Annotated in this window: 10 protein-coding genes; all 10 read right to left on the reverse strand. The window is 73.7% G+C overall.

The window, feature by feature from the left end; translation table 11 throughout:
* Positions 1–29: 29 nt before the first annotated feature.
* Positions 30–1,043 carry a UDP-glucose 4-epimerase GalE gene (gene galE, locus AC069X_RS25060; protein WP_478731603.1) on the reverse strand — a complete coding sequence of 338 codons (1,014 nt, stop codon included), beginning with the start codon at positions 1,041–1,043 and terminating at the stop codon, positions 30–32.
* Between the two features lie 16 nt (positions 1,044–1,059).
* Positions 1,060–2,688 carry a glycosyltransferase family 2 protein gene (locus AC069X_RS25065; RefSeq protein ID WP_478731605.1) on the reverse strand — a complete coding sequence of 543 codons (1,629 nt, stop codon included), beginning with the start codon at positions 2,686–2,688 and terminating at the stop codon, positions 1,060–1,062.
* Between the two features lie 70 nt (positions 2,689–2,758).
* On the reverse strand, positions 2,759–4,204 hold the full coding sequence (gene obgE, locus AC069X_RS25070) for a GTPase ObgE (RefSeq protein WP_478731607.1): 1,446 nt from the start codon (positions 4,202–4,204) through the stop codon (positions 2,759–2,761).
* 172 nt (positions 4,205–4,376) lie between these two features.
* Positions 4,377–4,631, reverse strand: a complete 255-nt coding sequence (gene rpmA / locus AC069X_RS25075) for a 50S ribosomal protein L27 (protein WP_007264038.1) — start codon at positions 4,629–4,631, stop codon at positions 4,377–4,379.
* A gap of 13 nt (positions 4,632–4,644) precedes the next feature.
* Positions 4,645–4,965, reverse strand: coding sequence for a 50S ribosomal protein L21 (rplU, locus tag AC069X_RS25080; protein WP_007264039.1), 321 nt, complete (start codon positions 4,963–4,965; stop codon positions 4,645–4,647).
* Between the two features lie 280 nt (positions 4,966–5,245).
* Positions 5,246–9,397, reverse strand: a complete 4,152-nt coding sequence (locus tag AC069X_RS25085) for an Rne/Rng family ribonuclease (protein WP_478731610.1) — start codon at positions 9,395–9,397, stop codon at positions 5,246–5,248.
* Between the two features lie 234 nt (positions 9,398–9,631).
* Entirely contained in the window at positions 9,632–10,411 is a 780-nt protein-coding gene (locus AC069X_RS25090; RefSeq protein ID WP_478731612.1) for a TIGR03936 family radical SAM-associated protein, read from the reverse strand.
* Between the two features lie 109 nt (positions 10,412–10,520).
* Positions 10,521–11,528, reverse strand: a complete 1,008-nt coding sequence (locus AC069X_RS25095; RefSeq protein WP_478731614.1) for a hypothetical protein — start codon at positions 11,526–11,528, stop codon at positions 10,521–10,523.
* A 40-nt stretch (positions 11,529–11,568) separates the two neighbouring features.
* Positions 11,569–12,000, reverse strand: a complete 432-nt coding sequence (locus tag AC069X_RS25100; protein ID WP_478731616.1) for a PIN domain-containing protein — start codon at positions 11,998–12,000, stop codon at positions 11,569–11,571.
* Positions 11,988–12,218 carry a type II toxin-antitoxin system VapB family antitoxin gene (locus AC069X_RS25105; protein WP_478731618.1) on the reverse strand — a complete coding sequence of 77 codons (231 nt, stop codon included), beginning with the start codon at positions 12,216–12,218 and terminating at the stop codon, positions 11,988–11,990. The genes AC069X_RS25100 and AC069X_RS25105 overlap by 13 nt, the downstream gene beginning before the upstream one ends.
* Positions 12,219–12,341: the final 123 nt, after the last annotated feature.

Consider the following 12,341-nt stretch of genomic DNA (forward strand, 5'->3'; position numbering starts at 1 on the left):
CGGGGCGGGCGGCTGCGTACGTACGGGGCTCAGACCGCGTGGACGTCCCGGTGGGGGTCCCGCTGGGCCCGGCGGTTGGCCTCCCAGCCCGCCCACGCGGAGGTGATCATCTCGCGGACGTCGTGCCGCGCCTTCCAGCCCAGCTCGCTCGCGATCCGGTCGGCCGAGGCCACGACCTTCGCCGGGTCGCCGGGGCGGCGCGGGGTGACGACCGGCGCGTAGGTGTGCCCGGTGCCCTCGTTCAGCAGCTCGACCATCTCCTTGACCGAGACGCCCTCGCCCCGCCCGATGTTGAGGGTGAGGTCCTTGTGGTCGCCGGCCGCGCCCCACTCGGCGAGCCGGCGCGCGGCCACCACATGGGCGTCCGCGAGGTCCTCGACGTGGATGTAGTCGCGGATGCAGGTGCCGTCCGGGGTCGGGTAGTCGTCGCCGAAGATCCGGGCGCCCTCGCCGGCGTCGTAGCGCTCGAAGACCATCGGGACCAGGTTGAAGACCCCGGTGTCCGCGAGCTCGGGGGTGGCCGCGCCCGCCACGTTGAAGTAGCGCAGGCAGGCGGTGGAGATGCCGTGCGCCTTTCCGGCGGCGCGGACCAGCCACTCACCGGCCAGCTTCGTCTCGCCGTACGGGCTCAGCGGCTTGCAGGGGGTCTCCTCCGTGACGGAGTCCACGTCCGGCATGCCGTACACGGAGGCGGAGGAGGAGAAGAGGAAGTTGCGGATGCCCGCGGCCGCCACGGCCTCCAGCAGCACGGTGAGGCCCTGCACGTTCTCCCGGTAGTAGTACAGCGGCTTCTCGACGGACTCGCCGACCTGCTTCTTGCCCGCCAGGTGCACCACACCGGTGATCTTGTGCTCGCGAAGGGCCTCGTCCAGGGCCAGCCGGTCCAGCACCGACGCCGTCACCAGCGGAACACCCTCGGGGACGCGCTCCTCCCGGCCCGTGGAGAGGTCGTCGAAGACCACGACCTTCTCACCCGCGAGCAGCATCGCCCGGACGACGTGCGCGCCGATGTAGCCGGCACCACCGGTGATCAGAAATGTCATGCGTATCTCCCGAGCTCTAGCGTGACCTGCGCGTGCGGGCGCGGTCGAGGCGGTTGCGTACGAAGGTCAGCGCGCCCCCGGCACCGGGCGCGAGGCGCACGGCCAGCGCTCCGGCGGCCGTGCGGTAGGGCTGCGCCAGCAGAACACCGTACCGGCTGCTGAGCAGGGCCCTGCGGCGGAGCAGACCGCCCAGGGGGCGCAGGGAGGTGAGCAGGGAGCTCCCGTCGGCGCAGCGCACGCCCACCCGGACGTCCCAGGCCTGCATCCCGCGCAGCCCCCGGCGGCGCCCCTCGGCGGCCAGCCCGGCGAGCCGGAACGGCACCTCGGCGGTCCACCCGTCCCCGTCGGCGGCGGCCCGCAGCTCCACCGGACGCACCAGGACGGGATCGCCCCCCGCCCGGGGCGGGAAGCTCAGCTGAACCGTCCGCGGCCCCGCGGCGGCGAGCCGCCCGTACAGGTCGCGCACCCGCAGCCGGACGGCCCCGCCCCCGGCGGGCTCGGCGTCGACGGTCACGGGCAGCTCCGCCACCGGCAGGGCGTCGAGCCCGTCCAGCGGCACCGGCAGCCCCGCGCTCCACACCGGCGCCCCGGCCGCGTCCCGGGCGTACGGGGGCAGCAGCCGGGCGGGCTCGGCGGCGAACCGCGTGAGCCGCTCCACGTCCCCGGGCGGGGCCTCGGCGGCCGCGATCACCCGGGCGGTCCAGCGGGCCCGGGCGGGGGCGGCCGCGACGTCGGCGGGGTCGAAGCCGGCCAGGTACTCCCGGGTCAGGGTCCACCAGGCGGCCCGGTACTCGGGGTCCTCGCCGAGCTCGCGCAGGTACATGCGCAGGTCGTAGTCGAGGAACTTCACCTGGCAGGCGCGGCCCAGCTCCGGGGACGCGGCGGCCAGGGTGCGGGAGGCGGTGCGGTGGGCCTCGACGCGGGACCGCCAGTTGCCGACGTCCTTGCGGTCCAGGGAGATCGACACCCGGGCGGCGGCGCGGCGCACGTGCCACACGTAGACGAGGTCACCGATGACGGCGATCCGCGGCGCGGCCGCCAGCACGCGGGAGGTGAAGACGAAGTCCTCGTAGACGAACCGGCCGTCGGGAAAACGGATCCCGTGCTCCTCCAGGAAGGAACGGTCGTACAGCTTGTTGACGCAGAGCGTGTCGCGGACCAGCTCGGGCCGGTCCGCGGGCCGCTCGATGACCTCGTCCGGCGTGTACAGGCCGGGCATCCAGGGCACCTCGCGGCCCTCGGGCAGCTCGCGCCGCACGCACGCGCCCACCGTGACCGGGGCGCGGTGCTCCTCCGCCGCCCGCAGCAGCGCCCCGGCGGCGCCCGGCGGCAGGACGTCGTCACTGTCGAGGAAGAGGACGTACGGGGAGGCCGCGGCGGCGATCCCGTCATTGCGGGGGGTGCCGCAGCCACCGCTGTTCTCCGTGCGGTGGATGACCCTCAGGCGCGGATGGGCGGCGGCCAGCCCGTCCAGCACCTCCGCGGTCCCGTCCGAGGAGGCGTCGTTCACCGCGATGACCTCGGCGACGGCCGGGCCCTGGGCGAGGGCCGAGGAAACGGCCTCGCCCACGAGCCCGGCGTCGTTGTACGCGATCACGACCACGGACACCGAGGGGGTGTCACTGCTGGAATTGCTGCTGCTCACCCGCAGGATCCTAGGCGAACGGCGTAAAGCCGACTTCAAAGCCGGCCTCGAACCGGACCGGGGCGGCCGGTCAGAAGGGGCGGAACTCGTCGTACTCCTGCTGGGCGGAGTCACCGCGACGGGCTTCCTTCTCCTTGCGGCGCTGGGTGGCCGGACGCGGCGCCTCCATGCGGTGGTCCTCACCGCGGCGGCCCAGCATCTCGGCGCCGGCCATCATGGTCGGCTCCCAGTCGAAGACGACCGCGTTCTCCTCGGAGCCGATCGCCACGCCGTCGCCCGCCTTGGCACCGGCCTTCTTCAGCGCGTCCTCGACACCGAGGCGGTTGAGCCGGTCGGCGAGGTAGCCGACGGCCTCGTCGTTGTTGAAGTCGGTCTGGCGCACCCAGCGCTCCGGCTTCTCACCGCGCACGCGGTAGACGTCCTCGACCTCGTCGTAGGCGACGGTGAAGCCGGCGTCGTCCACGGCCTTCGGGCGGATGACGATACGGGTCGCCTCCTGCTTGGGCTTGCGGGCGCGCGCCTTGGCGACGACCTCGGCGAGGAAGTAGGAGAGCTCCTTCAGACCCGTACGGGCGACCGCGGAGACCTCGAACACCTTGTAGCCGCGGGCCTCCAGGTCCGGGCGGACCATCTCGGCGAGGTCCTGGCCGTCGGGGATGTCGACCTTGTTCAGGACGACCAGGCGCGGACGCTTCTCCAGACCGCCGCCGTAGAGCTTGAGCTCCTCCTCGATCAGGTCGAGGTCGCCCACCGGGTCGCGGTCGGACTCCAGGGTCGCGGTGTCCAGCACGTGCACGAGGATCGAGCAGCGCTCGACGTGGCGCAGGAACTCCAGGCCGAGGCCCTTGCCCTGGCTGGCGCCGGGGATCAGGCCCGGGACGTCGGCGATCGTGTAGACGGTCGAGCCGGCGGTGACCACGCCCAGGTTCGGGACGAGGGTGGTGAAGGGGTAGTCCGCGATCTTCGGCTTGGCGGCGGAGAGCACCGAGATCAGCGAGGACTTGCCGGCGCTCGGGAAGCCGACCAGCGCCACGTCGGCGACGGTCTTGAGCTCCAGGACGATGTCGCCGCTGTCACCGGAGACGCCGAGGAGGGCGAAACCGGGCGCCTTGCGGCGGGCGGAGGCCAGCGCGGCGTTGCCGAGGCCGCCGCGGCCGCCCTCGGCGGCCACGTACGTGGTGCCCTGGCCGACGAGGTCCGCGAGGACGTTGCCCTGCTTGTCGAGGACGACGGTGCCGTCCGGCACGGGCAGGACCAGGTCCTGGCCGTCCTTGCCGGAGCGGTTGCCGCCCTCGCCGGGCTTGCCGTTCGTGGCCTTGCGGTGCGGGCTGTGGTGATAGTCCAGCAGGGTGGTGATCGCCTGCTCCACCACCAGGATGACGTCGCCGCCACGGCCGCCGTTGCCGCCGTCGGGCCCGCCGAGCGGCTTGAACTTCTCCCGGTGAACGGAGGCGCAGCCGTGGCCCCCGTTACCCGCGGCGACGTGCAGCTCGACGCGGTCCACGAAGGTGGTCATGGGTGTTCCTCCAGATACATACGGGAATGTCCCGGGCAGGCCTTGCTGCCCATTAAACGTGTCTATGTGACAACGCGCCGAGGGCGGACCCCTCTTCCCGGCATGCGCCGGGAAGAGCTGAGATCCGCCCTCGGGCTGTTACGAACGCGTGTGATTCAGCGGGAAGGCTGGATCAGGCGGCCGGAACGATGTTGACGACCTTGCGGCCACGGTGCGTGCCGAACTGCACCGCACCCGGCAGCAGCGCGAACAGCGTGTCGTCGCCACCGCGACCGACACCCGCACCCGGGTGGAAGTGGGTGCCGCGCTGGCGGACGAGGATCTCACCAGCGGAAACGACCTGACCGCCGAAGCGCTTCACGCCGAGCCGCTGAGCATTGGAATCGCGCCCGTTCCGGGTGGACGATGCGCCCTTCTTGTGTGCCATGTCTCAGTCCCTCTTACTTCGCAGCCGTGGGGATACCGGTGACCTTGATCGCCGTGTACTGCTGACGGTGACCCTGGCGACGGCGGTAGCCGGTCTTGTTCTTGTAGCGCAGGATGTCGATCTTGGCGCCCTTGGTGTGGTCCACGACCTCAGCCGTGACCTTGATCCCGGCCAGCACCCACGGGTCGCTGGTCACGGCGTCGCCGTCGACAACGAGCAGGGTCGAGAGCTCGACCGTGTCGCCAGCCTTGGCAGTGGAAATCTTGTCAACCTCAACGATGTCGCCGACAGCAACCTTGTGCTGGCGACCACCGCTGCGCACGATGGCGTACACGCGGATCTCTCTCTCACTCGGGACGGATGCTCCTGAAGCCAGCCGCTCACACGGGCCTGGGCCCACGGTGATCCGGATTGGACGAGCGGCCTCTCCCGTGACCCGGCCGCTTGCACGGTCGTGCGGGAGGAAGGTGCTCAGGAGCGCGACGCACGCTGAACGGGTAATCGTTCAAGACACGCCGACGGTCTAGGTTACGGGGCTGATTCCGGAGGGTCAAACCGGGCCCCGCGGCACCGTGGACCCCGCCCGGAGGCGGGGTCCACGGTCACGGAACGGGTCAGGCCTCGGTCGGAGCCGAGACGGACGGAGCGCTCTGCTCCGCCGCCGCGGTCTTCTTCGTGGCCCGCTTCGCCGTGGTCTTCTTGGCCGTCGCCTTCTTCGCGACGGTCTTCTTGGCGGCCGCCGCCTTCTTGGCCGGGGCCTTCTTCGCCGTGGTGGCCGCCTTCTTGGCCGGAGCCTTGCGGGTGGCCTTCTTGGCGGGAGCCGGCGCCTCGGCCTCGGCCTCGGCGGCCGGGGCTTCGGCCGGAGCCTCCGCCGGGGCGGCCGGCGCGGACTCCGGGGCCGGGGCCTCGACGACCACGATGGCGGCCTCGGCCGCACCCGCGGGCGCCGTGGCCTTGCGTACGGCACGACGGCGCGGACGGGCCGGGGCGGCCTCCACGACGGGCTCCGCCGGGGCCTGCTCGACCACGGGCTCGGGCTCGACGACCGGCTCGGGCTCGACGACCGGCTCCTCGGCCACGGGCACGGCCACCGGCTCGGCGACGGCCTCCACGACCGGCTCCGGCTCGGTCTCGGCCACCACCACGGACTCCGGCGCCACGACGGGCTCCGGCTCCGGGGCGGTCGCCTTGCGGGTCGCCCGGCGACGGGTGCGGCCCTTCGGCGCGGCCTCCTCCACCGGCGCGGCCGGGGCGGCCTCGACGGTCCCCGCGGCCTCCACGGCCTCGGCGACGACCTCGGCGGCCGGCTCCAGCACCGTGTCGGCGGGCTCCGTGACCGGCTCCGCCTCCACCACCGGGGTCACCGGCGCCGGGGCGGCAGCCCGCTCCGCACCACGGGGGGCACCCGCCGGAGCGGTCGCCTTCCGGGTGGCACGGCGGCGATTGCGGCGCCCGCTGATACCGGCGGCGGCCTCGGCCTCGGCCGGGCTGCTGTAAAGCTCCTCGTCCGGGACGAACGCCGGCTCCGGCAGCGCGCGCGGCGCGGCGAGCTCGGCGGCCACCTCGGCCTCGGTCTCGGCCTCCAGCACCTCGGCGTCGACGGTCTCGACCGTCTCCAGCTCGTGCCCGTGCTCGTGCTCCACGGCACGGCCGCCACGGCGCTTGGCACGCTTGCCGTTGCCACCGCCGCCGACCGCGGTCGGGGTCTCCATGTGCACGATCACGCCGCGCCCGTTGCAGTGGACGCAGGTCTCGGAGAAGGACTCCAGCAGACCCTGGCCCACCCGCTTGCGGGTCATCTGGACCAGGCCCAGCGAGGTGACCTCGGCCACCTGGTGCTTCGTACGGTCACGGCCCAGGCACTCCAGCATGCGCCGCAGCACCAGGTCGCGGTTGGACTCCAGGACCATGTCGATGAAGTCGATGACGACGATGCCGCCCAGGTCGCGCAGCCGCAGCTGGCGCACGATCTCCTCGGCCGCCTCCAGGTTGTTCCTGGTGACGGTCTCCTCGAGGTTGCCGCCCTGACCGGTGAACTTGCCGGTGTTGACGTCGATGACGATCATCGCCTCGGTCTTGTCGATCACGAGGGAACCGCCCGAGGGCAGCCACACCTTGCGGTCGAGCGCCTTGGCGAGCTGCTCGTCGATCCGGTACGTCGCGAAGACGTCGACCTCGGAGGTCCAGCGCGACAGCCGGCCGGCCAGGTCCGGAGCCACGTGGGACACGTAGCCGTGGATGGTCTCCCACGCCTGGTCACCGCTGATGATGACCTTGGAGAAGTCCTCGTTGAAGATGTCGCGCACGACGCGGACGGTCATGTCCGGCTCGCCGTACAGCAGGCTCGGCGACGACGTCGTGATCTGCTTCGACTTCTTCTGGATGTCCTCCCACTGCGCCTGCAGACGCTCGACGTCGCGGCGCAGCTCCTCCTCGCTCGCGCCCTCGGCGGCGGTGCGCACGATGACGCCCGCGTCCTCGGGGACGATCTTCTTGAGGATGGTCTTCAGACGCGCGCGCTCGGTGTCGGGCAGCTTGCGGCTGATGCCGGTCATCGAGCCCTCGGGCACGTAGACCAGGTAGCGGCCGGGCAGCGAGACCTGGCTGGTCAGGCGGGCGCCCTTGTGGCCGATCGGGTCCTTGGTGACCTGGACCAGCACGGACTGGCCGGACTTCAGGGCGGACTCGATGCGGCGCGGCCCGTTGGCCATGCCGAGCGCCTCGAAGTTCACCTCACCGGCGTACAGGACGGCGTTGCGGCCCTTGCCGATGTCGATGAACGCGGCCTCCATCGACGGCAGCACGTTCTGGACCTTGCCCAGGTAGACGTTGCCGACGTACGAGGTGGCCTCTTCCTTGTTGACGTAGTGCTCGACGAGCACGTTGTCCTCAAGGACGCCGATCTGGGTGCGCTCACCGGACTGGCGGACGACCATCACGCGCTCGACGGCCTCGCGGCGCGCCAGGAACTCGGCCTCGGTGATGATCGGCACGCGGCGGCGGCCCTGCTCGCGGCCCTCGCGGCGGCGCTGCTTCTTCGCCTCCAGGCGCGTCGAGCCCTTGATGGACTGGACCTCGTCGGACGGCTCGGCCTTCTCCCGCGCCGGACGCGGCTCGCGGACCTTGACCACCGTGCGGACGCCGTCCTCGTCGGCGGCCTCGACCTCGGCGGCGGAGTCACCGCTACGGCGGCGACGACGGCGGCGACGACGGCTGGAGGTGGAGCCGAGGGCCTCCTCGGACTCCTCGTCCTCGTCCTCCTGCTCGGCCTCCTGCGCCTCGGCGGACTCCGCCTCGGCCTCGGCCTCCTCCTCGGCGCTCTCGTCGAGGTCGGCGGCCTCACCGCGACGGCGGCGACGGCCACCGCGGCGACGGCGGCGCGAGGGGCGCTCGCCCGACTCGTCGGTCTCGTCCTCGTCGAACCCGTCGGCCTCGGCCTCCGGCTCCTCCTCCACGAGCTCCGGCTCGGCCGGGGCCACGGGCTCGGCGGCACCGCGACGGCGGCGGCGACGGCCGGCCGGCTGCGCGGCGGGCGCCTGGACCTCGGCGGCGGCCTCGGTCTCCTCTTCCTCCTCGGCCTCCTCCGCGGAAGCGGCGGCGGCAGCGGCCGCGGCGGCGAGGGCGGCGGTCTCCGGGGTCTGGAACATCGGCTCGGCGAACACCGGGGCCTGGAAGACGGCCACCGCGGGACGCGCGGCACGGCGGGCGGCACGGTTCGGGGCGGCGGGCGCCTCCGGCTCGGCGGCGGCCGCGGGCTGCGCGGGCGCGGCCGGCTGCGCGGCGGCGGGGGCGGCCGGGGCGGCGGCGGAGCGGGTGGCGCGGCGGCGGCCGCGCTTCGGGGCGTCCACGGCGTCGGCGACGGTGACGGCGCGGGTGGCGGCCTTGGGGGCCTCCTCCGCGACGGCCGGGGCCTGCGCCTCCTCCGCCTCCTCTTCCTCGGCGACGGCCTCGGCCACGGCCGGGACGGCGACGGGAGCGGCGACTGCGCGGGTGGCACGACGGCGGGCACGCGGGGCGGGAGCGGCCGGAGCCTCCTCCTCCACCACCGGGGCGGGGGCCTCCTCCACGACGGCCTCGACCGGCTCGGCGGCGGCCGGAGCGGCGACGGCGCGGGTGGCACGACGGCGGGTGCGCGGCGCCGGAGCGGCCGGAGCCTCCTCGGCGACGGGCGCCGGAGCCGGCTCGACGACGGCCTCGGCGGCCGGAGCGGCCTCGGCCACGGCGGCCGGAGCGGTGGCGGCGCGGGTGGCACGACGGCGGGCACGCGGCGCCGGAGCGGCCGGAGCCTCCTCGACGGCCGGAGCAGCGGCCGCAGCGGCGGCGGGCGCAGCCTCGGCGGCAGGGGCCTCGATGGCGGCGGCCTCGGCGGCGGGAGCGGTGGCGGCGCGGGTGGCACGACGGCGGGCACGCGGCGCCGGAGCGGCCGGAGCCTCCTCGACGGCCGGAGCGGCGGCGGGCGCGGCCTCGGCGGCAGGGGCCTCGACCACGGCAGCCGGAGCGGCGGCCTCGGCGGCCGGAGCGGTCACGGCGCGGGTGGCACGACGGCGGGCACGCGGCGCCGAAGCGGCCGGAGCCTCCTCGGCGACCGGAACGGGAGCGGCGGCAGGAGCGGCGGCAGGAGCGGCGGCTGCGGGCGCCTCGGCGGCGACACCGCCGGGCGGGCCGGCCGGCCGGGAGGCAGCGCGGCGGCGCCTGCGCGGAGGCAGGTTGTCGCTGGGGCTGCCACTGTCGGCGGCGGGGGTGTTCTCGTTTTCGTTGTTGAGCATGCGGGCGGTTCTCCCGTCACGCTCCCGGGCGCCGCGGCTGACGTCCGGTCCGGCACGGCTCCGCGCGATGGGGCGCGGAGCCGGCCTCCGGGGCGCGTTCGCCACACGGGAGCTGTAGTCCATGGCCGCCGGTTCCGTACGTCTTGTCGTACGGCCTGGCGGAAGTCTTCAGGTCAGTGCGCTGCCCGACCCAGGTGGCTCCCGAGTGCCAGGGCTGCGCGACGACGACGATCCCTACGCGGCGGGACCTTCCGGCGCCTTCGCGTCGGCGTTCACGGCGGCCGTGGGTGGGGCGGCCGTGACAGCCTCGCGGTCGGGCGCGAGCGGGTCGGTCACCGTGCCGGACTCCTCGTCGAAGAGCCCCTGCGCCAGCCTGGTCACCGCTGCGGGGACCGGCGGCGCCAGGTCGGCCACAGCTTGGAGACCGGACAGGACGTCGTCGGGTCGCACGGCAGGTGTCAAATGCCGAACAACCAGCCGCAGTATCGCACAGGCACTGTCCAGCGGCCTATCAGCCTGGGCAGGAAGGGCGTCGAGACTGACGACGGCGCCCCGGGTGTCGAAGGTCCGCATGCCGTTCTTGGTCCGGCGCTGCACCTCCACCGTCTCCGCGGCGAGGAAGACCTCCACCGCGCGGGCGGCGTCGGCGGGCTCCACGCCCTCCAGGCGCAGCTCCCAGACGGAGGCCGTCAGCCGGTCCGCGAGACCGGAGGTGCGGGCCTCGACGGCGTCGACGATGTCGAGGCCGACCGGCATGGACTCGTCGAGCAGCTCGCGGAGCTTCTCGGGGTCACGGGCCTCGGCGAGGCCGATCTCCAGGTACTCGGCCTCACTGCCGGTCCCGGTGGGAGCGGCGTTCGCGTACGAGACGCGGGGGTGCGGGGTGAAGCCCGCCGAGTACGCCATGGGCACCTCGGCGCGGCGCAGGGCCCGCTCGAAGGCGCGCTGGAAGTCTCGGTGGCTGGTGAACCGGAGGCGGCCACGCTTGGTGTAGCGCAGTCGGATGCGCTGCACCACCGGTGCGGGAGGCGGGCCTTCGGGCTGTCGCTTGCCCAGTGGTTCTTCTCCTTGTGCGGGGCGTCGCGGCTCGCGCGCCGCCCTGAGGTCTGTCGACCCGTCCGGCTCACCCCCGCTGTTTGCGCGGGGAGATCTCGGGAGCGGGTGCCGCGTCGGCGGCTGTCGTACTACCCAGAGTACGCGCCCGTGACCTCGCCGGTTCCCGGGGCGGTCCCCCGAACAGCGCACGCCGCACCTCCGCGCGCGCCTCCCGCACCGCGGCGCGGGAGGTACGCCACACCTCGCGCAGGGCGTGCCCGACGGGTGTCGCCACCCGCCGGTACACCCACGCGGCGGGGCGGGCGACGCAGGCGAGCCACAGCAGACGCAGCCCGCGGCCGAGGGCGCGGGTGATGCGGCCGGCGATGTGCCAGGCGCCGACGAGGAGCTCCCAGAGCGGCAGGAGCACGTACCGCCCCAGCAGGGAGAGCGGCGGCAGGAGCACGCACCGCCCCACCCAGGCCAGCCCGTGCCCGACGGGCACCGCGGTGTACCGCCACGCCCAGAGCAGCGCGTGTCCGGCCGGCACCACCCCGTACCGCCACAGCCCCACCCAGGGCCACACGAAGACCAGCAGGCAGAGCCCGCGCACCAGCCACCGCAGCCCGTGCCCGACGGGCGTCAGCACCTCCCGGTACAGCCACCCCGACGGCAGCACCACCAGGTGCCGCAGCACCCAGGCGGTCCCGGTCCCCAGCGGCACCAGCACGTACCGCCCGAAGGCGACGCACGCCCAGGCGACCCCCAGGCCGAGGGGCCGCAGCACGTACCTGTAGGTCACCCCTGCGACGGGCACGACGACATGGCGCCACAACCCGACCCAGGGCCAGTAGAAGAGGACGAGCAACAGCGGCCGCAGCAGGTACCGCCACAACCGCACCAGAACCCACCCGAGGGCATGGCCGAGCGGCGCCAGCACATGCCGCTGCGCGGCCCGCGCCCCGAGCACGAGCAGGTCCCACAGGGCCCGCAGGGGCAACACCACGAGCACGGCGACGACCTTCACGGGCACCCGGACCACCCCGGTCAGACACCCGTCCCCACCCGGCGCGGCCTGCGCCTTCTCCATCTGCATGCCGCTAAGGACACCAGAATCCCGGCTTCCGTTGCGCCGGTCAGTCAATCGACCCGGGCTCGGCCAGCCAGCAGGTCCGCAGGTCGATGTGCTTGGCCAGCGTCTCGAAGTCCCGGTCGTAGTGCAGCACGGTCAGCCGGTGCCGTGCAGCAGTGGCGGCCACCACGAGGTCGACCACCCCCGCCGATCGCAGACACCCGGCAGCGGCCAGCGCGGCCTGCGCTTCCTGAACCCTCGTCCACACGTTGTCCGGGACCTCGTGCCACACGTAGAGATCCGCGAACGCCCTCCGCATCTGCGCGTACTGGGCGGCAGACCGGGCGGAGTACAGGGCCTCCGCCTCGGTCGCGGCGCACATGCCGACGCGGCCTGCGGCCAGCACCGACCGCCAGGCCGCGAAGGGGCCGGGAAGGGTGATCCGGTGCGCGGCCGAGGTGTCGATGAGGTACGAGCCCTCGGTCAGCTGCCCCATACCCCCCGCGCCTCCCGCTTGAAACCGGGCTCACGCCCCTTGTCGAAGGCGCCCTCCTCGTCGAGCTTGACGAGCTCTTCGAGCGCCCGCTGCCGACGGACCCGTGCGCCTATTTCGGCGAGGGCGGCGTTGACCGTGTCCTTCTTGGTCTTGGTTCCGAGCGCTTCGGCGGCGAGCGCGAGCGCTTCCTCGTCGAGATCGATCACCGTCTTGGCCATACAGCACACCTCCCGGGGTATTTCCCAAGCAACACTCTCAGGATATCCAGCCCCGACACGTGCAGAAACATCCCCGCATCGTACGAACGCCTGTGCCCCCACCGTCTTACGGTGGGGGCACAG

The sequence above is a fragment of the Streptomyces sp. NPDC043896 genome (assembly GCF_056435605.1).

Excerpts from the sequence above, each read along its gene's own strand:
- galE (WP_478731603.1), bottom strand. The coding sequence starts at position 1,043 with ATGACATTTCTGATCACCGGTGGTGCCGGCTACATCGGCGCGCACGTC.
- obgE (WP_478731607.1), bottom strand. The coding sequence starts at position 4,204 with ATGACCACCTTCGTGGACCGCGTCGAGCTGCACGTCGCCGCGGGTAAC.
- rpmA (WP_007264038.1), bottom strand. The coding sequence starts at position 4,631 with ATGGCACACAAGAAGGGCGCATCGTCCACCCGGAACGGGCGCGATTCC.
- AC069X_RS25085 (WP_478731610.1), bottom strand. The coding sequence starts at position 9,397 with ATGCTCAACAACGAAAACGAGAACACCCCCGCCGCCGACAGTGGCAGC.
- AC069X_RS25095 (WP_478731614.1), bottom strand. The coding sequence starts at position 11,528 with ATGCAGATGGAGAAGGCGCAGGCCGCGCCGGGTGGGGACGGGTGTCTG.
- AC069X_RS25100 (WP_478731616.1), bottom strand. The coding sequence starts at position 12,000 with ATGGGGCAGCTGACCGAGGGCTCGTACCTCATCGACACCTCGGCCGCG.
- AC069X_RS25105 (WP_478731618.1), bottom strand. The coding sequence starts at position 12,218 with ATGGCCAAGACGGTGATCGATCTCGACGAGGAAGCGCTCGCGCTCGCC.